Origin of the sequence: Pseudomonas sp. L13 (genome assembly GCF_009935965.1) — a bacterium.
GTDB classification, from domain to species: domain Bacteria; phylum Pseudomonadota; class Gammaproteobacteria; order Pseudomonadales; family Pseudomonadaceae; genus Aquipseudomonas; species Aquipseudomonas lactis.
In genome coordinates this window covers 68,253-93,253 of the sequence record NZ_QODJ01000015.1, presented here as the reverse complement: position 1 = coordinate 93,253, position 25,001 = coordinate 68,253, and the positions used below count along the sequence as shown (strand labels likewise).

Annotated in this window: 12 protein-coding genes and 1 pseudogene; 2 read left to right on the top strand and 11 right to left on the bottom strand. The window is 60.0% G+C overall.

Translation table 11 applies throughout. From position 1 onward, the window contains the following. The 4 genes and pseudogenes from DK871_RS10745 to DK871_RS29665 all read right to left on the bottom strand — a co-directional run. Positions 1-1,010, bottom strand: a 1,010-nt coding sequence (locus tag DK871_RS10745; RefSeq protein ID WP_161905001.1) for a DUF6396 domain-containing protein, incomplete at its 3' end; no start/stop codon positions are given. Then, positions 1,010-2,902, bottom strand: coding sequence for a phosphatidylserine/phosphatidylglycerophosphate/cardiolipin synthase family protein (locus DK871_RS10740; RefSeq protein WP_161905000.1), 1,893 nt, complete (start codon positions 2,900-2,902; stop codon positions 1,010-1,012). The genes DK871_RS10745 and DK871_RS10740, both read right to left, overlap by 1 nt. Continuing rightward, complete coding sequence (locus DK871_RS10735) at positions 2,902-5,634, bottom strand: type VI secretion system Vgr family protein (RefSeq protein WP_161904999.1); 2,733 nt, start codon at positions 5,632-5,634, stop codon at positions 2,902-2,904. Before DK871_RS10735 ends, DK871_RS10740 begins: the two co-directional genes overlap by 1 nt. Positions 5,635-5,809: 175 nt before the next feature. After that, a pseudogene (locus tag DK871_RS29665) lies at positions 5,810-6,001 on the bottom strand (contractile injection system protein, VgrG/Pvc8 family); the annotation flags it as partial. Positions 6,002-6,846: 845 nt separating this feature from the next. Here DK871_RS29665 and DK871_RS10725 point away from each other — a divergent pair. Beyond that, the gene (locus DK871_RS10725) at positions 6,847-7,227 is read left to right on the top strand and encodes a cupin domain-containing protein (RefSeq protein WP_161904998.1); all 381 of its coding nucleotides are present in this window, start codon (positions 6,847-6,849) and stop codon (positions 7,225-7,227) included. 302 nt (positions 7,228-7,529) lie between these two features. Here the strand turns inward: DK871_RS10725 and DK871_RS10720 are convergent, their stop codons facing one another. Next, positions 7,530-8,936: an amino acid permease gene (locus DK871_RS10720; protein ID WP_161904997.1), complete on the bottom strand. Its 1,407-nt coding sequence runs from the start codon at positions 8,934-8,936 to the stop codon at positions 7,530-7,532. Positions 8,937-9,163: 227 nt separating this feature from the next. Here DK871_RS10720 and DK871_RS10715 point away from each other — a divergent pair, with 227 nt between their 5' ends. Then, positions 9,164-9,790 (top strand): glutathione S-transferase family protein, encoded by a 627-nt coding sequence (locus DK871_RS10715; protein WP_161904996.1) that lies wholly within the window; start codon positions 9,164-9,166, stop codon positions 9,788-9,790. A 43-nt stretch (positions 9,791-9,833) separates the two neighbouring features. Here the strand turns inward: DK871_RS10715 and DK871_RS10710 are convergent, their stop codons facing one another. From DK871_RS10710 to DK871_RS10685, 6 genes are all read right to left on the bottom strand, one after another. Beyond that, entirely contained in the window at positions 9,834-11,564 is a 1,731-nt protein-coding gene (locus tag DK871_RS10710; RefSeq protein WP_161904995.1) for an OPT family oligopeptide transporter, read from the bottom strand. Positions 11,565-11,660: 96 nt separating this feature from the next. Continuing rightward, entirely contained in the window at positions 11,661-17,867 is a 6,207-nt protein-coding gene (locus DK871_RS10705; RefSeq protein WP_161904994.1) for a membrane-targeted effector domain-containing toxin, read from the bottom strand. Between the two features lie 251 nt (positions 17,868-18,118). Further along, a complete protein-coding gene (locus DK871_RS10700; RefSeq protein WP_161904993.1) occupies positions 18,119-19,180 on the bottom strand; it encodes a fimbrial protein in 1,062 nt (353 codons plus the stop codon). 191 nt (positions 19,181-19,371) lie between these two features. Continuing rightward, entirely contained in the window at positions 19,372-20,571 is a 1,200-nt protein-coding gene (locus tag DK871_RS10695) for an EAL domain-containing protein (RefSeq protein WP_161904992.1), read from the bottom strand. A gap of 99 nt (positions 20,572-20,670) precedes the next feature. After that, a complete protein-coding gene (locus DK871_RS10690; protein WP_161904991.1) occupies positions 20,671-24,306 on the bottom strand; it encodes a transporter substrate-binding domain-containing protein in 3,636 nt (1,211 codons plus the stop codon). Next, positions 24,307-24,933 (bottom strand): response regulator transcription factor, encoded by a 627-nt coding sequence (locus DK871_RS10685; protein WP_161904990.1) that lies wholly within the window; start codon positions 24,931-24,933, stop codon positions 24,307-24,309. Positions 24,934-25,001 lie beyond the last annotated feature (68 nt).

The window sequence follows — 25,001 nt, the reverse complement described above, 5'->3', positions numbered from 1 at the left end:
GTTGCCGGCTCGAGGACTTTGGCCTTGGCCAGTTGCTCAATCAAGGCTTCGGAGGGCTTGGGTGGCGGGACGTTGGCCTGGCGTGCCTCCACCCATTGCAGCTTGCCGTCCCAGGCCGGCAGTTTGGCCGGTGGTAGGGGGAGGATTTCATTGATTTCGGGGACTTTTGGGTTGGCGTAGGACGCGTTCGACAGTAGTGTTCCGATTTTCTCATACCGCTCGGCTCGCTCCAGGTCTTCTTGTTGGCCGAGGTAGTTCAGTTGATCGGAGGGAGGAGGGTTACGAAAGCCTTCTTCCAAAAAAGAAGCGGAGCCTTCCTCTCCTGCGGCTACGCCAAGTTGGAATGCTTCAAGTGCCTCCTTGTAACGCTGCTCATCTTGAAGATAAACACCCAACGCGAGGGCCGCCTCACCATGGCCCTGCTGGGCAGCACAACGATACATTTGGAGCGCAATGTCGGGGGCAATATCACTCGGCTCAAGTTTGTCGCCGACATAGTACTGGGCTTGTGCGCTCCCCTGATCGGCAGCCTTGCGGTAGTAGCGTAGCGCCATTTCCGGATCCTGTTTCAGCCCGGCGGCTCCCTGCTGCAAAAAGACTCCCACGAAGTAATAGCCTGTCGCTACGCCCGCGTCGATCAGTTGCTGGCTCATACGCAGGTAGGTTTCGCCACTGAGCGTGAAGCTGCCGCGCATGGCGCCGTTCTGCAAGTTGATATTGGCCTTGTAATGACCGTTTTCGGCTGCGATGCGATACAGTCGCTCGATCTCGGCGTCGACGCTTTTGTCTTGCTTGAGTTGGTTGTTCTTCTGCAACCAGCGGGCGTATTGGAAAAGCACATCAGTCTCGGCGGACGGCGCTGGGATCTGTTCATGCGCGCAGGTGAAGGCCAGTTGGGCTTTGATCTCGGTGAGCGGGTTCACATGGACGTCCTTGGTCGGATGGGTTGGGGCGCCACCAGTATCACAGGCGGCCAGCAGCAGGCTTGACAGCAAGAGGACTCGGCGCATCAGTCGAGATCCATCATGGTGGTTTTGTCGTAATAAAATTCGACAAGCGGGGCGCAGGGCCCCTTCCTCGTATTTTGGCGCCGTTTGTTGCGTCTGATGATCCTTTTCCAAGCCTTGAACGCCCCCGCCGGATCATCCAACGGCTCCTCCATCGCCGTATGCAGACTCCACAACTGCCGCCGTAACGCCTTCGTCACGCTCGCCCAGTCATGAGCAATATTCAGTTCACTGTCGACCTGCATGCTCCGGGTGTTGATATTGGCCGAACCATGGGTGGTGAACACATCATTCACAATCATCAACTTGGAATGGATATACACCGGCATCCACGGCTTGCCGGCCGGTGAGTCAGGCGCCACCAGCGAGCACACATGGACTTTCAGGTTGGGGAAGGTCTGAAGTTTGACCGGGCTCTCCTCGATCGCTTTGATCCGGTCATTGAGGTCAGCGAGCCGCAGGCGATTGTTTCTGGCGGTCTCCTCTTGGGCTTCCCTGGCTTTATCGCTCGCATGGCCGCCACCCAGGCTGTCGGTGATGCTCGTCAACGTGACCAGGGCCTTTTGCGCAAGGAGATCCCCCAGGTCCGGCTCCGCCGCCGCCGATTGGGCTTTCGCCTGTTCAATGCGCCGTAACTTGGTGAGCTCCGGAATGGTCTCGCCGCGCCCGAGGCTTTCGAGCATGCGCTGGGTGTTCACCGTGCCCTTGCCCATCCCGTCATCCGTGGCGTTGGTGATCACAAACAGGTGCAAGCTGCCATGCAGGGCGGGGTCGCGCCCTGCCCTGGCCTGGCTGGAGGCAACCGCCTTGATGAATTCGGCCAGGGGCGGCCAGCGAAAGTACTGGTTTTCGATGTAGATAAACTGGGTCGCATTGTTAATCGCCTGCAAGTAAAGCTGCTCGATATCGCGTTTGCCTTCTTGCGGCTGGGTGCGCAGGATCTGGGCCACCTGCGGCAGGCCGAGGGTACATAACTGCGGCCCTACTTCCTTGGCCTGGCGCGAGACGAGTAGATCTTCGCCGGTTTCCTTGCGCCAGGCCGTGGCGAAGTTATGGTGCAAGTGTTCGACGATCGGCCCGCTGACCTGGCTGGAGATGTCCTGGCGTGGGGTATTCCCGCGCGGCCCGGCATCGGGCGCGGGCTTGGTGTTCTCGGTGCGGTTCAGCGCGGAATGCGCGTCTGTGTCCCAGTACTCGTCGAGCATGTTGTGGCCCATGACGAAGCCAACAGCCTGATCTGTGAGTTCGAAGTCGACCAGAACGGTCTTTTGATGGTGGGATGCTGTCGCTGCCAGCGCGCCGATCGTTTTCAGGCTGAGCTGTCGATCGAGACTTGTGTGTTTCGCCAGAAACGCAATTTCGACCCTTTCTTCCCTGCTGAAGCCACGCCCGACAAATACCGGAATGCTGCGCTTCGCCCGAAGCGCGACCATATTGTCGGGAACCGCACAGGTGGCAAACCACTCGCGATCATAAGCATACTGATCTTGCGTGGCACTCTGGCCAGCGCGGTCTGCGATGCTGATCGGGCCTTTGCCGGGCAGATTGGCCTCGTCCGCCACGCCCGCGCTATTGAACGGCATCTCCCAGCCCAGCACACGCACCTCGACACCTTCTTTTGCCTTGTTCATCAGCAGTTCGCCGATGCGCAGGCCCGTCTTGCCGTCGCGGATGAAGTACATCGAGGGCTGGAAGCCCCAACAGAGAATCTCGATGCTTTTTTTAGCGCTGGCGATGGCCAGGTACACGGCCTTGAAAGCCACCTCGCCGTTGACCAACGGCTGATAACTGGCTGCTGCCGGCGGGTACTCGGTGTCCTGGACGTACCAGGGTGGGGTGCAGGTCACCTCCTGCGTATGCTGCAGAGCAACGGGCGATACAAAGTCTGGAGGCATTATTGAGTTTTCTCTTGCGTGTGAGTGGGCCCATTCATCATTGCTGTGTACAGGGTGCGGTGATCTTTGTGTGAGATGGGCTGACTCACTTCAGGGTTGGCCTGCGATTGATGGTTGTGCACGCCACGATTGGCCATCTGCGCCTGCTCGGTATCACGGTACTGCGTGGGCACCGGAATATTGAAAACTACGCCATTGGCCATGACCAACCGATAGTCCGTTGTCACAACCTGATGGTCGATTAACACTTGCCCGCTGTCGTCCATCACGCCTTGCTTAAGCAACCCGTTTTCGGCGTAGAGGGCATAAGGCATACCTTTCCAGCTTTGACTGGATGCGTTGGGGGCTTGCGGCACACTGAAGCGCAACGGCTGTTTGGATAGACTCTGTGGATATTCCGGATGCGTGGCCGTCATGCTCGCCGGCCCCAGGTAGTCAAAGTGCGCCGACTTAACGTTGTAATCCCCCAGGGTACCGGACTCGATGCAGCTCTGATCCAGGGTGATGTAGCTGCCGCCCGCGTTCAGGGTGATTTTCTTTTTCGCGACGATGCGAATTTCATCTTCGGTGCTGATGATCTCCAAACCCTGGCGAGCCATCAGTTCCAGGGTATCGTTCTGTGCCTGGATATTGACCGCCCCCTGGTTGGCAATCAGCTTGATACCCAGCTTGCGCACGAACAGGCTCACCCCTTGCCCCACGCCGATAAACAGGCGCTTGATCACGCTGATATCCGCCTCGCCACCGGCGTTGAGCATCAGGTTGTTTTGCGCCGCCAACTGCAAGTGTTTACCGCTGGTCAAGGCAATGCCCTGCGGAGCACTGAGTAATAAGACCGAGGCTTTGAGTTGATCGAGCTGGTCACGCATCAACGTCAATTGCGCCTGCACATCGGCCGGATCGGCCTTGGCAGCCTGGGCATCGGTGGACAGCCCATCCAATTGATCCGCAGCCTGTTGCAAATGGCCCAACGCAGCACTCATTTCCAACATCTGGCCGTTTGCGCGAGGCTGCACGTCAGCACTGATAAACATCCCTTTCCCACCCCGAATCGCACCCCAACCATCGGTGCGCAGTTCAAAGCCTTCGCCGCGTTTTTGCTTCTGAGCATCGACTAGGTGCCCAAGGTTGAGTTGGCTCTTGCCACTGTGTTCAGTACTGAGCTTGACGTGCTCCTGCCCGCGCAAGTCTTCCATGCGCAGCTTATTGTTGGCTGGCGTGCGCAGCACGTTGCGCGTGTAGTCGCGTTTACCCAACGTCACGTGGTCGACGTGTTGGCTGTCGTGCAATGCGTGGGCGATATAAGGCCGGTCGGGGTCGCCCTGTTCGAAGGCGATGGCGACTTCGGTGCCGGCCAGCAGTGGCAGGTGCAGGCCGTGGGTGTCGCCAGCGTAGGGCCGGGCCAGGCGTAGCCAGAGGCTTTCCTGGCCGGGTTTCCAGGTGTCGCGGTCGAACAGGAAGTGGACTTTGTAGCGGCCTTCGAGGTCGATGTGGCCGTAGGGGTCGTGCTCTTTTGGGCTGGTGACGCGGGCCGGGACAGTGCCGGCGATTTGCGGTTTGGGCAGCAGCGTCGGGCGAAAGCACACGGTTTCCGAGTACGGGATGGCCTGGAAGCTGGCTTCAAAACTGCGGTCGCGGGCGGCGTGGGTGGTGACTTGGGTGATGACTGCGCCGGGGGTGAAGGCATTGGGTGCGCCGCCGGAGATTTTCAGGACCTGGCCCGGGGTCAGGCTGGGGCTGCTGCTGATGCCGCTGAGTTGGGTCTGGCCGTTGAGGTAGCGTTCGTGGCGCAGGCGTGCGTAGAAGTAGCCGCTTTCACTTTGCAGGTCTTCGTCCTGGTCGTAGCGGTCGCCGATGACGTTGTAGGGTTCGGCGTAGTGGTAGGCCTCGCCGTAGGTGCCTTTGGCGCCACGGCTTTGGTCAATGTCGCCGTCGAGATAGGCGTTGGCCACGCGGTGGTGGTAGGCGCGGATGTTGACGTGTTGTTCCACCACCTTGTGGTTCGATTGCAGGCGCCATACGCCGTCCTGGCCGCTGCTGTTCAGGCCGGATTGCGGGCGGTATGGCAGTTGCACGTCGAACTGGTAGTGGCGTTGGTCGTCGTGGAATTCCACCACGTCGATGTTCAGGCGTTCGTCGCGGGTGAAGCGGTACCAGATGCCCACCTCGGCCAGCAGGCGCGAGATGAAGGCCAGGTCGCTTTCGCCGTATTGCATGACCTGTTCGCGCTTGGGGTATTCGCGTACCAGGTTGAAGAGAAAATCCTGGCCTTCGAAGTCGTGGCGGCTGCGCAGGATGCTTTCGACGATCTGCGGCACCGATTGGTGTTGGTAGATACGAAATTGTTTGCCGCGAGCCAGCAAGGCCAGCCGCGGTTCCAGGGTGATTTCGTAGCGGGCTTCGTCGAGGGAGCCGGACAGGCGTTTGAAGCCGGTGACCACGCCGTGCAGGGTGCGCAGTGGCTTGACCGGGGGCACCTCAATGCCCACGGCTTTGAGCGCGGCCATGTCGGGGCTCAGGCCGGGGCCGTGCAGGCTGAAGTTGGCGTCTTTGCCCAGCACGCTGTCGGCGCCGATGTCACCCTCGAGGCTGGTGAATTCGACGCGGTAGTTGAACGGCTGGCTCAGGCCTTCGTGGCCTTCGAAGGCCAGCACGTCGAGTACCGCATCCACGTTGCGAACCGTGAGTTTGTGCCGGCTGTGGTCGAAGAAGGTGCGCAGTTCATTGAGCATGTTCAGGCCTCCATGGCGACGCGATAGGTAAAGGGTTGACGCTATCGCGGGGGTGAGTACATGTCCTGCGAACAATTGTGAACGCTATCAATTGACAGGCGGGGTCCCCGTTGTGGTGATAGGTCACCCCGTCAACCCAATCTGTAGCCACCTCGACCACCACGTCGATGTTCAGTCGTTCGTCGCGGGAGTTACACAGGATGCTTTCGACGATCTGTGGCACCGATTCGTGTTGATTGATACGAAATTGTTGGCCGCGATCGAGCAAGGCCACACGCGGTTTTTCGAGGGTGATTTTGTAGCGGGCATCGTCGAGGGAGCCAGACAAACGTTTAAAGCCGGTGACCACGCCATGCGAGGTGCGCAGTTCATTAAGCATATGCAAGTCTCCGTGACAGTTGGCACAACCTTGACCCGGCCGCCATTAAATTTCCGTTAGCAGGACTACAACGTTATGTATCGCATCGACAATAGAAGCTATTGCTGACGTTGCTGCGCCCTCATAGCCATGAGTAAAAGAGGTAACGTTCAAAGTACTTTCAAGTGAAATCAGGCATGTGCGTCTACTGTGACGGTTTTTGCGCGCGCTCAAATCCTCTGTTCAACCTGAGACACCGGCAGCCATCGCTGGAGACGCTCAATTCAGGCATTCCACATAGAAAAGGCAGCGCGTCCCGTCATTTTTTTGCCTGAGGAGAGCCTGCAAGAATGCTGATTAAACCTAATGTTTAAAGAGTATTGCATTGAGTTTTAAAAAAGATCAAGACGTCATACATATTCAAACATCCGAAGTGTCTCGCCTGGCGACATCAAAGGATTACAACACACAAGGAAATTTCCTACATCATTGAGCAGCCATTTCGGATAGGCAATTATTTGACCAAGCGAAATATCGTGTTTGATACTCTTACTCCTACAACAAACAGGGAAAATTATTGTTTTCAAGTTGAAATTAATTCAACGTCCTACACACTTAACTGTCAGTTCGTACGGGAGAACAAGTTTTTTGTATGAATAGCCGAATAAAACTTCATTACAATTTTTCTCGCAAAACCTTGCGTAATCCAAAACTCGTTAGCGGATCGCCAAACTCCCGCTACCCCCCCCTCCGGCGCACGCGGCATTTGGCTACCCAGCACCCTTGCAGGTTCATACAAGCCTCTGGCCTGTCGCGCGGATAGTCTGGCCTTCTCACCGACAGGAAGGCTCAGCATGACTCACCTACAGCAACCCGCCCAACCGATAAACCTCGCGCACAAAGCCTCGCTCATCGACCAGCAATGGAGCCCGAGGGTGGTTGCCGAAATGAACGACTACCAGTTCAAGGTGGTGCGCATCGAGGGCGAATTCATTTGGCATTCACACCCCGAAACCGATGAAGCGTTCCTGGTGCTTGAAGGCGCGCTGCGTATCGACCTGCCGGATGGCCCGGTGTATGTGAAGCCGGGTGAGTTGTATGTGGTGCCGCGTGGCATTGAGCACAGGACGGCGGCCGAGGGAGAGGCCAAGTTGATGATGATTGAGCCACGGGGCATATTGAACACCGGGCACGAAGGTGGGGAACGTACGGCTGAAAATGATCGGTGGATTTGAACCTCGAGCCCAGCAGAGGCTGCGATGGCGGCGGTAGAGTCAACCTCTTCATTGCCCGAACCACCGCTTTCGCAGCCTCGCTAAAGCTCGACAGCTCCCACAGGGGACCGGTGGTGCTGGGCTGATCTCGCTCTGCAGGGCCATCGCGACGGGCGCAATTCTCTACAGCAACGCAGCCCAAATGTGGGAGCTGTCGAGTCCCAGCGAGGCTGCGATGGCGGCGGTACAGTCAACCTCTTCAGCGCCTGGACCACCGCTTTCGCAGCCTCGCTAAAGCTCGACAGCGCCCACAGGGGATTGGCTCAGGCTTGTTCCAGCGCAACGGACTTGACCGCCCGGTTGTGCTGACGCGCCGTGACCAGGCCGATAAAGGAAATCACTAACGCCAGGCCAATGGTCGAGGACACTTCGGTGCGATGTTCCGGCGTCACCATCATCACCCCAAGCGCCAGGCAGATGAACACGATTACCAGGTAAGTCAGCCAGGGAAACAGCCACATGCGAAAGGTCAGCTCAACCTTTTGCCGCACCAGCAACCGACGCATGCGCAGTTGCGAGATAGCGATCACCAGGTACACCAACAACGCAATCGCCCCGGAGCTGGCGAGCAGGAACTGGAACAGACCGGCAGGCATGAAGTAGCTCAGCAACGTAACGCCCGCGCCGATGATGGTGCTGGCGATCACCGCCGCTCGTGGCACGCCCGCCTTCGAGGTGATTTTAAGCGCCGCTGGCGCATCGCCGCGCTTGCCGAGGGAGAACAACATGCGCGAAGAAATATAGATCGAGGAGTTCATGCAACTGGCTACCGCGATCAGCACCACCACATCGACCATGAACTTGGCGTTGGGGATGTTCATCAGCTCCAGTGCGCGCTGATAGGAGCCCACGGACGCCAGCAGCGGGTCGTTCCAGGGCACCACGGAAATCACGACGGAGATCGACAGCAGGTAGAACACGCCAATGCGCCAGATCACCGAGCGCGTGGCCTTGGCGATGTTCTGCGCCGGGTTGCTCGATTCCGCGGCGGCGATGGTCACCGCCTCAGTGCCGATGAAGCTGAACATGATGGTAATGAACGCGCCCACCACTGCCGACAGGCCGTTGGGGGCAAACCCGCCGTGTTCCTCCATCAGGCGGCTCAAACCACTGGCTTCACGATCAGGAATCCAGCCCATGAGTACGCTGAAGCCCAGGCCGATAAAGCCGACGATGGCAATCACCTTGGCCATGGCGAACCAGAATTCGAATTCGCCGTACTTGGCCACGCTGAACAGATTGGTGATCACCAGCAAAACGATTGAGATCAACGCAAACAGCCACGCATCCACCTGAGGGAACCACTGATTGAGCACATGCCCGGCAGCCAACGCCTCAATGGGAATGACCAGCACCCAGAACCACCAGTACAACCAGCCGATGGTGAACCCCGCCCAAGGACCGATGGCCTGGTCGGCGTAGGTGGAGAACGAGCCGGTGTCCGGGCGCGCCACCGCCATTTCCCCCAGCATGCGCATGACCAGCACCACCAACAGGCCGGAAAACAGATAAGCCAGCAACACCGCTGGCCCCGCGGCGGCGATGGCATGTCCGGAGCCGACAAACAACCCCGCGCCGATGATCCCGGCGATGGACAACATGGTCACATGGCGCGGCTTGAAGCCCTGCGCCAGCTGACCGTTGGAGTCATTGCAGTTGAGGCTAGTCATTGTTTTTGTTGTTCTCGGGCGGCCAATGACCCTCACCTTAAGTGCCCGAGGCCAGGCACAAGAGCCTGATTACGCCATCATCGTGTCTGATATCGACATCCGCCCTGGTGGCAGACCGGGCATCAAGAAGGCCTACGCACAGTGATCGCCACAAATAGGCCGTTCAATGGCACTCTGCAGTTACCCCATAGTCTGTTGCTGTACCCCTATGCTCAGCGGAGCCACCCATGATCATCGTCCACCACCTCAATAACTCACGCTCGCAGCGCATTCTCTGGCTGCTCGAAGAACTCGGCCTGCCTTACGAGATCAAGCGTTACCAGCGCGACCCGAAAACCAACCTCGCGCCGCCTGAGCTCAAGGCGATCAATGCGTTGGGCAAGTCGCCGGTGATCGAAGACGACGCCAACGTGGTGATCGAGTCCGGCGCCATCGTCGATTACCTGATCCGCCGTCACGGCGCGGGCCGCCTGCAGCCAGACCCGTCAACAGCCACCTACGACCAGTACGTGCAATGGCTGCACTTCGCTGAAGGCTCGGCCATGCTGCCGCTGATGCTCAACCTCTATGTCGGGCGCCTGGGTGAAGCCGGTGCGCCGTTGCATCCACGTATCGACTCGGAAGTTACCAATTACCTGGGTTACCTGGACAACGCATTGGGCCAAGCCCCCTACCTGTTGGGTGAGGAACTGAGCGGTGCGGATATCCAGATGAGTTTTATCGGCGAAATTGCCAAGGCCCAGGGCAAGTTGCCGACATACCCGAACCTGGCCGCCTGGGTACAGCGGTTCCAGGCCCGGCCGGCGTATCGCAAGGCGGTGGAGCAAGGCGGCGAGTATGCGTTTGCCAAGTAGATAGGCCGCTGACACAGCAGCGCTGCCTGGTTTGACGGCCCGCTTAACGGATCATCTGCCACAGCGAAGCACCCACGCCGGTGATGCTCTCACCGGCAATCAACCCGGCCGCCGCGGTAATCGCAAAGCGCTGCGTCACATTCGGCCAGCGGCAGCTCACGCACCAGGTGAGCACCGCGCCCAGCGCCATCATCAGCGAGACCGAAGCGGGCAGTACAAACGCCAACCCCAAGGCGGCGGCGCTTGGCAGGTAGCGGCTGCGGCGCGCGGGCAGTGTGCTGTCGAGCACGCCCAGCACCACGCCGATAAAACCTGCGATGGCGATAGCCCAGCGAATGCTCGGCGACAGTGAATCCAAGCCATGGGTCAGGGTTTGCGCCACGGCTTTCCAGGTGGCGACGGCGGGGGCCGGCCACTCTTCGGTCAGCAACATGGTTTGCGGGTCGGGAATCAGCGCCAGGTAGGCGAATACGCCGACAATGCTGCCGATGAAGATCCCCAGCACCTGGGCAATCACCTGCTTGTGCGGCGTGGCGCCAATCGCCTTGCCCACCTTGAAGTCATTCATCAAGTCCGTGCATTGCCCGGCCGAACCGCCGGCGGTGTTGGCGCTCATCAGGTTGATGGGCACCTGCCCCGGCGCGACGATGCCAAAACTCAGTTGGGACAATTGCCCGATGGCGCCAATCGGCGGAATACCGGTGGCGCCGACCACGCGCGCTGCCACGGCGGCCAGGCAGATCGCCAGCGGGATGGTCAGCAGCGCCATCCACAGGCTGATGCCGAACAGCATCGCCTGAAGGCTCACCACCAGCACAATCGCCAAGGCAAAACCGGCGGCAGGCCCAGGCTTGGGTATCGTCCAGGCCGTACCGCCGTCGGCCCGGGTAGAGCGGTGCAACGCCCATAACCGAATCCCCAGGGACGCCAAGGTGGAACACACCATCAAACTCACCCCTGGCCACAGCAACCACTCCACCAGTGCCGCGAATTGCGGGCCACTGCTGCCCGCCGGCAGGCTGACCAAGCCTTGCGCCAATAGCCACGGCCCCGCCCCGCCCCAGGCCAACAGGGCGCCGAGCAACAGCGTCAGGCCCACCCGAATGCCGATGATGCCGCCAAACCCCAGCAACAGCAGCGACGGGTCCGAGGTGAATGTGAGGCGCTCCCACTGAGCACTCGGAGACCAGCGCGGCAAGGCCCATATAAAGGTGTCCAGCCACTTGACCACTCCTGACACCAATGCGGCGCTGAGCAGCACTTTCAGGCGGGTCGCGGCCTCGCGGCCGTGGTTGTAGATGTGCAGCAAGGTCTCCAGGGTGGCCATGCCTTCGGGAAATTTCAGCGCCCGGTCATTGAGCAACGAAGGGCGCAAATACCAGGCGATCCAGATGCCCAGGAAACTCACCGAAAACACCCAGGCGATCATCGGGATCGCCTCCAATTGGTTACCGGTGAGCAAGGTATAGGCCGGGATAGGCGCTACCAACCCACCGGAAATGATCGAAGCGGCGGCCGAGGCGACCGTCTGGTTGATATTGCTTTCATGCAGCGTCCACGGCGTGACAGAGCGACGGGCCAGGCCCTGCCAAATGGCATAGCCGATCAGCAGAGCAATGATGGACATATTGAACGACCAGCCAATCTTCAAGCCCGCGTACACATTCGAAGGCGTCAACAAAATACCGAGCAAGGCCCCGGTGATGACGGCGCGCAGGCTGAGTTCGCGCGCTATGGGGGCCGTCTCAGGGACGGTTGACGAGGTGGCGTGCATGCAGATTCCTTCCAGCAAAAAGACAGTGCGACCTGTTAAGTGAGCCCCGTCAGGCTGGAAGGTTCATCCAAGCCGCCACCAGCGCCCCGTCAGGGCTCAAAACGCCGGCAACATCCCCATGCGTCGTTTGAGCGCGAAGATCAGTCGGCCCAGGCTGGTGAACCGCGAGCTTTTCAAATCGTCCCAACGCTCGATGAACAACTGCCCTTCGCCATCCACCTGGATCGGGGTGGTGACCATCTCGCCATCTCTGGAACGGTGCAGCAACTGGTATCGGTCAGCGGGAAGCCGTTCGACCAGGAACTCACCACTTTCTCTCAAGCGCGCACCCGGCAGCGGTGCAGCGCCGACGAATGTCATGCTCAACTCGCTCTTGAGCGTGTCGATCAAGTCCTCTACCAGCAGGAAACGCCGTTCGTGCAACGCTGCAAAGTTCTCGATATAGAACTGGCCCACATTGTCCATTTTGATCGGGCAGGCGATCACCTCTGCGCTGCTGGCGTAATGGAACAGGTTCGCCTGCCCCTTCAGTGGTCGCTCGATCAAAAACTCACCGACCTGGCGCAACCGATTACTCGGCACTGTCATCGCCGAGGCGGCGGACAAGTGGGCCTCGGCCTTCAGCGCGCCACTCAGGTGTTCCAGGGTGAGAAACCGCTTGCCCTTCATCGAAGGCCACAGCTCAACAAACAACTGCCCCTGATCGTCGATTTGAATCGGCGTGGAAACGGCCTCTCCATGCTCGGAACGGTGGAGTACATTGGCCTGGGTGGCTGAGGGCTGTTCGATGAGAAAGTCATCGACGTTTCTCAGCCAGGCCCGATCAGGCTGGGTAGGCACCAGAGGCGTGGATTTGCCGACAATCCCCACATCCACTTTGAAATCACTGCGCATGGCCCTTACACCGCGAGCGCCGGCACCGCCCTCGACCAGCTCCCACGCCCCTGGGTGCAACGCGCGGGCGTTGGCCGGAGCCACATCGCGCACCGTCAGGCTGACGGCATCCTGCAATCGCGCCAGGCCCGGAACGCCGTGGTACAGGTCGGCGTGGGTCTCGCCGATCAGCGCCACCCATTTATGCGGGCCAACGCTCGCCTGGTCAGCCTTGATGACCTCATTGGCGAAGTAGTTGAACAGCTGGGTGCGGGCGTTGGGGGTGGCCAAGCCCTTGAGGTGATAACTGGCGGTGCAATCCAGGGCGCGAACCCGGATGCCCTGCTTGTTCGCTGCCTTGACCACCTGGGTGTAGGTGTCTTCGCCGCTATAACCGCGCATGTGCCCGGCATCTTGCCTGGCGAGATAACGCTTGAGGTTGTCCGGCATGGTCAGCGTGCTTTCAAAGGCCTCCAGCTCCAACTGGTGCAGGTCAGTGAGCAGGTGCTCCATGTACAGCGTCTTGACGCCCTGCTCCTTCAATAACGCCATGTAGTTTTTCAGGAAGCGCTTGCTGGAGAGGTCACCATGGGCTTCGCCGATGACCAAGCCCAGCCTGGTTTTGTAGACCTGCTGGATAAACGCCTTTTCACTGGCCACAGCGGCAAGGTCAGCGAAGTCGGGGCGGGCCGTCGGTGTGTAGCTGGCGAACGCCGCCCTGGCGGTGTCATCCAGACGCTCACGGGTAGCCTTGAACTCAACAAAGGCCTCCCGGTACGGGCCGCCCTGGATGAAGCGGCTGCTGGTGTCCAGGTCACTGGGGGTGCGCACCATATCGTCCAGGGTGCTTTTGAACGACGCAGGCAGGTCAAAAGCCGTGTAATGGGACGGTGTGGGCGCCACTGTTGAAGGGCCTGGGGCGTCTACGGTTTTCGTGGCCTGAGCCAGGGTCAGGTGGTAGTCGCCCCGCGACAGCGCCGCTGCGGACGTATCGGGTAGAACATTCAGCACCTGGCTCGGCGCGACATCGCCCACCCGCAGCGCCACCACCTGTTGCAGGTCGGCCAGGCCCGGCACCTGCGGGGTGCTGCCTATGCGGTTGTGATCGACCAGGGCAATCCAGCCTTCATTCGCCTCTCGAGTCGCCAGCATCTTGTGGGTGTAGAAGTTCCTGACGTTGCTGGCACGCGGGATAAAGCGCTCGCCCGTGGACAGCTTGAGCACATGCTCCATATGGTAGGACGTCGATGCATCCACGCCGTCGACAGCCACCTTGTGCTTGTGGGCTTCGAGCAGCAGTTTGCGGAACGTGAACGGCGCATCCTTGCCCCAGCCCAGGGCTTGATCGACCCGCGCCAAATGATCCTCGACCCGCTTCAAGGCATGGGCGAGGTCGCCCTTGGCTTGGCCATTGATGATCCTGAGTTTGGTGCGGAACACATCCGCCGGCAGGTTTTCGATGTACACGCGCTTGAGGCCCTGGGCCGCCAGTGCCTGCATCTCTTCGATGAGTAGTTGCTTGCTGGAAAGGCTGGCATTGTCGGCACCGATGATCAGCGCCTTCTTGAGCGGGAACAGGGTCGCCAGCACGGTAGAGGGGCTGGCATCCGGCGCCAGCGAGGGTAGATCGCTGCGGGCCTGCCGGGCGGGCGGTGAGGCGAAAAACGCCTCGGCATCCTGGGTCAGCGTTGCCACTTGCCGGGTATAGCGGTCATGCAGGTTGCGCATATCACCGTAGAGCATATTGCGTGCGGCGGAGCCTGCCACAGGGTCCGGGTGGTTAACGACCGCTTGTATGGCATCGGCATCGAGCGCCGACCGAAAGGTATGGCCGTGCTCGGAGGCCATCTCGTAACGGGCCAGCGGCGACTCCACCTCCTCGTGCAGCAGCGTGTATTTGCGGCGCCCTCCTCCTGCCACACCCGAGCGTACCCATCGCCCGTCGGCGGTCTGGTTGACCAGCCGTGCGGTTGAATGGACTTGCCCGGTGACCTGGTCATGGCGATACAGCACATGGCGCCCCAGTGCATCCGGTGTGCTGTTCACCCAGAATGGATCACCGTCGAACAGCACCGGGCGCAAGTCAGCGGGCGGGCGCGGCTCAATCGCCTTGATCAGCTCGGCTTGCCGGGTCGCCTTGAGCGGCGGCCTGACGGGAAACGCGTAGAACGGGCCTTTGAGCGCCGGGCGAAAATCAAACAACACCGCGCCGCCCAGGTTGGCCAAGTAGCCGATGAAATGTTTCAAGGCGCCGCTCTTGTCGCCCTGCTGATAGGCGCTGATGGCGAGCATGGCATCCTTGAACGCCAGCAAGCCGCCCACGCCCATGCTCAGCACCGGGAACGGGATGGTGGCGATGGCTGTAACCAGCTCCACACAGGTCCACAGAATGCCCATGATCATGTCCGTGCGATTGACTGTGGTGGCGGCCACATCGTCGATCTTGCGCTGCAGCACCATGTTGTAGAACTCATGGCGCAGGTCGGTCAGGGGCGTTGCATGGGCAATCGGGTCATGACGAGCGGGGCTCGGTGTCGTGCGGTTGATGGTCTCGGGCAACCCCTTGCGCGCCGTGTTCAGAAATTGTGCGATCCGTACCCGGGCTTTGACCGTCACCCGACCATGGAGATAGTCCGCCACACCCTCGACTTTTTTCAGCCAGTAGTTGAACAGCTTCGCCTCACGCACGGCGACGCCGTCGGGTGCGTTAGGGGTGTAGAGCAACACCGGGTTATTACCATGGCTGAACAGGTAATTGCCTATGATCCATTCGCCGTCGATGCTCAGTCGATGAACCTTGTAAGTGTTGCGGGTCGCGACCCGCGTGTCACCCAGGCTGTCGATGGCGCGCTCCAGCCAGGCCAGGTCGGCGCGGGCGATATGGCCGCGCAGGCAGCACTCCAGGGCCGCGTATTTCATCTGCAACTGGTTGATCGCCAACGTGGCGTTGCGCCGTTCGGTGTAGCCGGGGCTGTGGGCGCTTTGCAACGTTGCGCGGACTTCATCGACATAGCGTTGACCGATCCAGATACCGGTCACCGAGCGCGCGACCTTTTCCGGCGTCAAAAGGCTCAAATCGACACCCGTCGGCCCGCTGAACGTGGCCGCCGCGGAGAATTTCGGGTCGATGAAACCGACGCTGTCCGGGTAGCCGTCGCGAAACAGGCGCGTATAGGTCACCGCAGCCGGCATCCCGCCCAGCAGCGGCCAGGGCGCCGAGACGTACAGGGTGTCCGGGTCGACATCGTTCTGGCGGCGTCCCAGCAGTGCATTCAGGCTCAGTTTGGCCTGTTGGTGCACGAAGGCGTCGAAGGTGATGAAATTCGCTTCCGAGTCGGACCTGGCGTTATACGTGCTCAAAGCACCCGCGGCGTCCTCGGCGTAGCTGGTCAAGCGGGTTCGATCACTTGCCGGGGCGGAGCGATACCACAACGGCGTGCTGTATTCGTAGTCGTCCTGGGCCGCGCTTTGCGCATGCGTGACCATGGCGTCCAGGCAGGCGGTGTGGGTGCACAGCGGGCCAAAGGTCACTTCCTCGTGTTCCTTAGCGTCGGGCTTGAACCCCAACCGGGAGAGAAACGTGGTCATTTTCGGGCGAAAACGCACCGGGCATTGTTCCAGCACGTAGTCGCGCAAAGGCTGGCTCTTCGACTGGCCGGCCTTATCGGCCCAACCGATGATGTGCGTCTGGCAGGCGCGCTCACTGCTAAAGGCCATGAACTGTTGCGCCCGTGGAGCGCCCGGCGTACACAGCAGCAAGCGCTGGGTCTGGCCGTCGGCGTCTTCCTCGCGCAACAGCCACAGGTCGCGCAATTGCGCGCCGTGTATCAGTACCGTTTGGGCGCGCAGGCGCGGGTGCGTGCCTGCCCGCAGGTTTTCGAACAACTGATGGTCGGCCTCGCTCAAGTCGCCCCGCAAACGGGCGATCCAGGCGAGCAACACCAGGCGCTGGTCAAACAGCTCGCGGGCAGCCTGTTTCAGTTCAGGTTTGACCTGCATCTCTTTTTGCAGCACGGCAAAGTCCAGGCGCGGTTGCCGACCCAGTTCGCGGATGATATCCAGCACGCGCTGGGCAGTGAGCTCGGCGTGCCGACCTTGCAGCGCGCCACCGTCATAGACCAAGGATGAATGCGCCAGAAAGTCCGAACCGGGCTGCTCATCGCCAGTGTGCAGTCCCCAATAGCTGAGCTGTGCCAGGGTCCGCTGCTGCTCGTAAGTGCCGACATTGGCGACAGTACGGCGTGTGGTAATCAGCAGGCGCTGCAGGTCCATGTCATGAACTTCCAGCTCCTCATCCAGGTATTCGGTCAACTGATAAGTGGCCAGGTCCTGGGGTGAAGCGGCAGGCCCCAGCAGATCGAGGAAGGTGCTGCGGGCCTGGTTATACGCCTGGATACAATTACTCAAGGTGTCCTGCGCCGCCTGGCCTGCACTGCGGTACCAGTCAGGCAGGCTGCTGTACAAACTGCGCTCGAGCAATCGTTGCTGCCTGAACGCCAGGCGTGCCGTGAGGTCCGGGAGCGCCGCCTGTATTGCGTTATCCAGCGCGGCCTTCAACAACGTCGCGTCGTGCTTTGGGTTGTGCACCCCACTCAACGCCAGGTCGATGTCCTGGCGTCGTTTGTCGAGCAGGCAGTTATGAACGTGCTCGAACAGCGGCTCGCTGCTGATCGGTCGCAGGTGCAGCGGCCAGATATCGACAACGTCCAGCGCCTGGTAACGCACCGGCAAATGGCGCAGCCACTCTTCACGGCCTGCCGAACGGGCGAGCATCGCCTTGAGGCTCTGATCGAGTTCCATCAAGGAGTCGAAAGGCTCCAGGCCTCGGTTGGGCGTGAACAACAGCACCTGGCCGAGCGCTTGCCCGGAGGTCAGATTATTCACCACCGGGCTGGCTTGGCGCGTGAGGACAAAGGCCCCGGCGAATGCCACGGTCTTGCCCTGATAGCTGAACGTAAGCCCATACATGCCGGGCCGAAAAGCCGGCCCTCGCGAGCAGTCATCAATCATGCCCTGCTCGGCAGGGGACAGCAGGTAATCGCGCACATCAAGCGTGGCCTGTTGCACCAGCGCATCCAGACCGGCCGTCGAGGTGAGATAGCTGCGCCGCCCTGCTCCGTCCACCGTGCTGCTGTCGTCAAGAGTGTGCAGTTGTGTGTTGAGGTCCGCCTTTAACCCGGCCAGCAGGGCCTTGCCCGCGTCATCAGTGAGGTCGGCTTGATCCAAAGCCTGGTACAAGCTGCGCGCCTTTTTCAGGAACGCTTGGTTAGCGGCGACCAGATCCGTGTTGAGTTTTTCCAGGGCCACCAGCGCTGGGGGGAGTACCGCAGGTTGCGAGGTCTGGCCACGCAGGCCGGGGTCGATTTCAAACAGATGCGTGCGGATTTCCTGGAGCGTTGCAGAGGCGGGAACGGGCTTGGGCGTGCTCATCGGCACAGTCCTCATACTGATAGAGTGAACCATCAGCATGAAACGGGCACTGGTCGTGACGGCGGTAAATATTGTTCAGCGGTGAGATCGCAGCCAACACGTGCGGGTCAGCCCTGTGGACTCACTAGCTTGTACTGACTGAAATTACTGATGTGATCATCCCAAAAGCGAAGTAGACCTGGTAAGTGGGCGCCGCCAGTGTTGAAGGTTCAGACCAGGATGCGAAGCTATCCGTCAGTGGCCCATCCTTTTCACCGATACGTCACGGAAAAACTCGCATACCCGTTGGCCGACCCGGGCTGTGGCGTTGCCCCTTCACCGGTCTGGATGTAACGCGCCTGCAACGGCACTGTGGTCGTGCCGTTGACCACCCGCGTCAGCCGCAGCGATTGGCCCAAGTTCATCGGAGTGCCGTTCTCACGCAAGATCTGGATGGCTAAGCCCTGAGCGGTGGAGTCACTCGACAGGCTGAGGATACCGTTGGCCGCATCGATCACCGTCGAGCTTTTGTTTGCGTCGATCTGAATAGCGGCATAGTTGTTGAAAAAGTAGCCGTTGGTGTTCACCGGATAGTTATTACCGGCGATACAGGAATTGAGCGTGATGGCGAACGATTGCGCGGGGCTGGTGGAGTCCTTGCCGTTGAACACGCGTTTTTCCCACGTCCCCATGGGCACGTTGATCTGGTTGCCTGGCGCCGCTGGCATCGAGCAGCCCGCCACGGTCACGGTGGCGGTGAAGTTCAGGTCGAAAATAGCGCCGCGATCGGTCGAGGCCCTGGCGACCAACTGATTGATGCTGTGGGTGCCGGCCGGAATGTCGCCGGTTTTGACCAGCAGATAACGCATCATCGCCGAAGGCATGCCCACCGCGAACGAGCCGTTGTAGTTCATGCTGAAGGGAATAAAGCGCTCAGCGTTACCTGCAGGGCTCTCCCAGCCCGGTGCGAACCCCGTCATGTAAATGGCCAGGCCAATACCCGGTACGTTGGTTTGCAGCAACGCATTGGCCGGCACTCTCATGGTGTCCACGGGTATGTTCGTTGCCAATGGCCCCATCAGCGTCGTGCTGTAGGACGCCGGCGCGCCACAGGCCAGCGAGTCCCCAAAACTCAGCTCACGCAGCGTAAGCGCGGTATTGAGCGTACTGCCGATCGGTATGTCCCTGGGCGCGTAGACCACGCCACCGGTCAGCGTCAGTTGTTTGGGCGACCAGTCGCTGCCGGCCCATGTACAGGCCGCCATAACGGGCGCCGAAAACAACGCCAGCGCCAGCACGCCAAGGCATCCCGAAAGTCGTGAAATGAAATTCATGAGTGAAGTCCCGCAAATGAATAGAGGCCCGTAGCAGGGGCCGGTTATGAGAGAATTATCCAAACCAGCCTCCGTTCGACCTGTAGCTTCCATCCCGCCAGCCTGTAGGAAATTTCCGAGCATTTTTTTGCAAAGGGTTTGTTCCGCCCTGCCGGAGCGATGGGGCGACGGGTAATGTCAGGGAATGGGCGCTATCGCAACGCCTGCGGATGTTTCAGCCAGCACAACAGGTCCGGGCCGCTCATTGGCCGGGCGTACCAATAGCCCTGGCCCAGGGTGCAGCCCAACTCGAGCAGCTTGCGGTGTTGCGCGGTGGTTTCGATTCCCTCGATAACCACTGACATGCCCAGAGTGTGCCCAAGTGCCAGGGTGCTGGCGATCACTGCCAGGCACCTCGGTTCTTCTTCAAGGGTGCGCACAAACTCCGCATCCAGCTTGATTTCGTTGAACGGCAATTGACACAACCGCTGCATCGAAGAGAAACCCGCACCGAAATCATCGATAGATAAACGGCAGCCCATCATTCGCAGGTGCACCAGGCTCTCCAGGCTGACAGTGGAAGTTTCGAGCAGGCCGCTCTCGGTGATCTCGAAAGTCACACCGTGGCCGACAGCACCATGGCGGGCCAACAGTTGCTTGACGTTAGCGGTCAGCGTCCGGCTGGCCAATTGCCCGGCGTGAAGATTGAACGCCATGTTCACTGAAACGCCCTGGCGCCGTGCCTGCTCTTGTACAGCAAGGGCCTGATCCATTTTCGTGTACAGCCATTCGTCCAGCAGGCCAAAACGCTCCAGCGCGGGCATGAATACCGATGGCGACAGCACGAGTCCAGACGGATGCTGCCAGCGGGCGAGCACTTCGACGCCCTCGACGCCTCCCGTCACCAGGTTGAATTTGGGCTGATAGAACGCGTGCAGTTGCCGCTCGGCGAGCGCACGCCGAACCTGCACCTCACTGGCGACTTCAGGCTCTGGCTGTGCCGCCGGGCGTGCCTCAGGCATCCGCTGCAGGCGTTTTTCAAGCAGTTGGCGCAACTTGGGCCCGTGCAGCGGCTTTTCCATATCCCCTAGAAACTCCAGCCCCAATAATGACACCATCTGACGTACGGCCCGCCGAAGATCCGCCGGCAGAGAGCTGCTGATAATGATCGCCCCGACTTGACCGCCGGTGCCCACGCGCTGGATGAACTCCACACCATCCATGCCCTCCATCTGCAAGTCACACAGGGCAACATCGACCGGGCCGACCGCCTCTAGCAAGGCCAGCGCCTGGGCGCCGTCAGCGGCCTCATAAACAGTGGCGCACCCCAACTGCTCAAGCACCCTGACCACATAGGCGCGCTGAAACGCGTGGTCTTCAAGTACCAGGATACGAAGCGGAAGGCTGGACATGGCGGTGAACTCGGCGAAATGAGGCCTGCCATTGTTCCGCGCTTAAGGGAACTGCTAATTAGGAAGCGTCCCTATGGTCGTAGGAAATTTCCCAAGCGTTTATTCCAAACTCACATCCAGCTGAGCTGCTAGTTGCTCCATCGACTGCTGCACAGTGTCGACCGCCGCGATCAGAACGCTTGAATCCAACCCTTCGGTCGCCACTTCCAAGGCCTCGCAGGCGTCAATCAGCGCCGCGCAGTTGATGATGCGAGCGCCGCCCTTGACCCGATGTGCCAGATCAGCCAGACCTTGCATGTCATGCTGGGTAAACAATTGCAGCAACTGGGCCATGTCGCTGGCGTTGCTGGCGGCCAGATCGCGCAGCAGGCGCATGGTTGATGCCGAATCGCCACCTGCCAACTGCTCCAGCGCGCGGAGGTCGATCAACGTCGCAAGCGGTGTGGGCGGCAACGCCTCAGTACCAGGTAGAGACGCGTGCGCAGTCGCTAGCGCCAAACGTGCGTTCAGGTCCTTGAGGCGGATGGGTTTGAATACACAGTCGTCCATGCCGGCATCGGCGCAACGCAGCTTTTCTTCCGCCAGCGCATTGGCAGTGAAGCCCAGCACAAAGCAGCGCGGCAGCCCGCGTGCGGTTTCTTCGTTACGGATTGCACGGGCCAGTTCGTAGCCATTCATGATCGGCATATTGCAGTCGGTGATGACCACGTCGAACGTCTCGTTGCGCCAGGCTCGCAGACCATGGGCGCCGTCCTCGGCGTCGGTGACCCGGTGGCCCAGGTAACTCAACTGCTGGGTCAGCAGCAAGCGGTTGGCCGGGTAATCATCGACCACCAGGATATTCAAGGCTTCAATGCTCGCCTCCCACTCGGCCTGCGCTTGCGGGTCAAAGGCCTGCGGCTCCAATATCGGCAGATCCAAACGCACCTCGACCTGGGTACCCTGCCCCAGCGTGCTCTTCAAGGTCAGCGTTCCGTCCATCATTTCGCACAAGGTACGGCTGATCACCAGCCCCAGTCCGGAACCGCCACGCGGTGACTGGCCGTGGTTTTCAGCCTGGGTGAAGGGGCTGAACAAGCGGTGCTGGTCGTGCGGCGAAATTCCGCGCCCGCTGTCTTCGACGCGCACGCATAATTGCAGCCGTTGCTGCTCAGGCGCGCAGTCGGCCAGGACACTGAGGCGCACCTGGCCGACATCGGTGAACTTGATCGCATTGCTTAACAGATTGGACAGCACCTGCTTGAAGCGCATAGGGTCAATCAGTACGTCGACGTTGGTCAATGCCTGCATATCCAGGGTCAAGGCCAGGTTTTTCTGTCGGGCCAATCCGTCGAAAACCCGTGCGACAGACTCGATCAATTCACGCACATTCGCGCGCTCCGGCGTCAGCGACAGACGGCCGGACTCGATGCGGGCGATATCGAGGATGTCGCCGATCAGGTCAAGTAAACCCCGTGCCGCGCCCGACGCTACCTCGATAGACATACGGTCCAGCACACCCTTGTCAGCCTTTTTCATGGCCAGTTCCAGCATGCCGATGACCGCATTCATGGGAGTGCGGATTTCATGGCTCATGGTCGCCAGAAACGTTGACTTCGCACGGTTGGCATCGTCAGCTTCATCCTTGGCCATCTGCAGCGCCTGTACCAGTTGCTGCCGCTCGCTGATGTCGATCCAACCGGCGATCATGCCGTTGACGCGCCCGTCGTTGCCCCTGTACGGCAGCATCCAGTGATATATCGTCAGCGACTGCCCCGAGGCCATGGTCAGCGTGCGGTCCTGAATACTCGGCTCATCGCTGTCCATCACTTGCAGGTACGCATCGTGGTAGGCACGCGCCTGCGCCACATCGCTCACCACACCGTCAGTGACTCGCTTGCCGAGTACGGCTTGCATCTCCACGCCGAACGCTTGCAGGTAGCCTGCGTTACACGTCACTAACTTGCCTTCACGGTCACGCACATAAATAGGGTGCGGCGTGCCGTTGATCAGCACTCGCATGAATTCCAGTTGGTCACTGAGCGCCAGTTCGGCCTGGCGGCGCTTGCGGATGAGCCTGCGCAGATAACCAATCCATCCCAGCGCCAGCAGCAACAGTACGCCGGCGATGCCGAAGCCTTTGAGAATCGCACTGCGATTGCGCAACCAGTAGCTGTCGTCGATCACTACTTCGTTGCGCCAGCGATTGGTCAATTCGTCCATTTCTTCCGGGGGAATGCTTAACAGCGCTTTGTCGAGGATCGAATACAGTTCCAGGGAGCCACGATTGGTGGCCAGGGCAATGCGTGCCGGTACAGTGCCAACGGTACTGGTGACCTGCAGCTGATTGCGGTACTGGCGCGAAATCATGTAGCGCGCACTGATCAACGAGTTGACAGCCCCATCGACTTCGCCACGAGCCAGCATCGCCATGGCATCCACCGCATTGCGGGCCGGGATCAGGTGGACGTGGGGAAACTGCTCCACCAAAAACTCGCGCAGCACATTGCCACGCACCAGGGCCAGGCGTTTTCCCGCCATCTGGTCGAGGGTGTGATAGTCGGCACCGGAGGCCGTTATCAAGACAAAGGGGTTGGTGAGGTAGGGCCGCGTGAAACGCAAGTTGTTTTCACGCTCGATGCTTGGGGTAAACGCTGCCAGCAGATCGGCCTTGCCGCTGCTCACCAGGTCAATCAGGTCATGCACCGAGTCGGCCCGCTGGAAATCGAATTTCAGGCCGGTGCGCTGGCTGATCTTGTTCAATACATCCGCGCTGACGCCGCGGACATTGCCGTCGCCGTCGATAAACGTCAGCGGCAGGTAATTTTCGTTGATAGCAACGTTTACCCGTGGATGCTCATTCAGCCAACGTTGCTCGCGGATGCTGAAATGCAGGGTCGGCCGGCCCGGCATGCTGGCGCCACCGACGCCCCAGCGGCGCAGAATCGTCATGCGCTCGGAGGCGGGAATAGCCTCAAGCGCACTATTGAGCACGCGCAGCAACTGCGTATTGTCGCGGGTGACGGCGAACGCGAACGCCTGCACCTCCATACGCGAAAAATCGCTGAGCTGCACATTGTTGAGGTAGTTTTTCTTGATCAGGTAGTTGGAGCTGATCGAGTCGCCGAGGTAGACATCGGCCTGCCCGAACGCGACGGCCCCGAGCGCGCTCAAGGTCGACGGATATAGCTGCACGGACGCTTGCGGGTAAAACTGCTCAACGACCGCTTGCGGCAAATAGTGATACAGCATCGCCACACGCTTGCCCGCCAGGTCCGTGGACAGCGACTGGCTGTCGCCGATGCGCGTGACCAGCACTGGTTGATCATCGGCGTAACTCAAGGTCAGGGCCAACTGGGGATCGCTGGCTTCATAGCCATTGGCAGTGCCCAGTAGATCGACTTCGCCGTTCTTGAGTGCCGTGATCACTTCGGCGCGAGAATCGTAACGGCGCACCTGCACATCGACGTGTAACAGTTGCGCGATCAATTGCGCATAGTCGGCGGTGAGGCCTTCGTAGTCGCCGCTGTTACCGGTGATAGCAAAAGGCGAGTAATCAGGTGCCGATGTGCCCAGCACGAGACTGCGCTTTTGCCGCAGCCAGTGCCAATCGGGTCCGTCGAGGGTTGCCGAGTAGTCGTCCGCTGCCGACCGCCCGACCAGCCTGAACGCTTCGGCCTCGGCCTGGGCGAGCGGCACGGTGCCCAGCGCCACCAGAAGCACAAGGGCGACAAGGCCGGTCCTGAGGAAGACCATCTAGATCAGGTTGTTGCGATTGGCGAAATCGGCAAGGTAAACCACCGATTTAACGTTAAGTTTCTCGATCAGGCGCGTTTTGTAGGTACTGATGGTTTTATTGCTCAGCAACATCGAATCGCCGATTTCCTTATTGCTCATGCCCTTGGCCAGCTGTTGCAGGATCATCAGCTCTCGATCGGACAGCGTTTGAATCAACTCCAGATCAGTCGTCTCGATATCGCTGCGGCGCACCGAGCTCGTGGCCAGGTTGGGGAAGAACGTATAGCCATCCATGATGGCCTTGATCGCTTTGACCAGTTCCTCAAGCCCATTGGTCTTGGAGATAAATCCGGCGGCACCGGCCTTCATGCAGCGCATCGAATAAAACTGCGCCGACTGCGAGGTCAGCACCAGGACCTTGCACGGAACTCCCAGGCTGACGATTCGCGAGATGACTTCCAAGCCATCCAGTTTTGGCATCGTGATATCCAGCACCACCAGGGCTGGCGTATGGTCGCGGACCAGCTGCAACGCATTGGCGCCGTTGTCGGCTTCGCCGACCACGTCAAAACCTTCCTGCTGTAGCAACATTTTGACTGACGAGCGAATGAACGGATGATCGTCCACAACTATCGCTTTATGCATACAGACCTCTGTGAAAACACCGCCATACGAATGCCAAGCTCACGCCGAAAATACACGAGCGTGAGCCA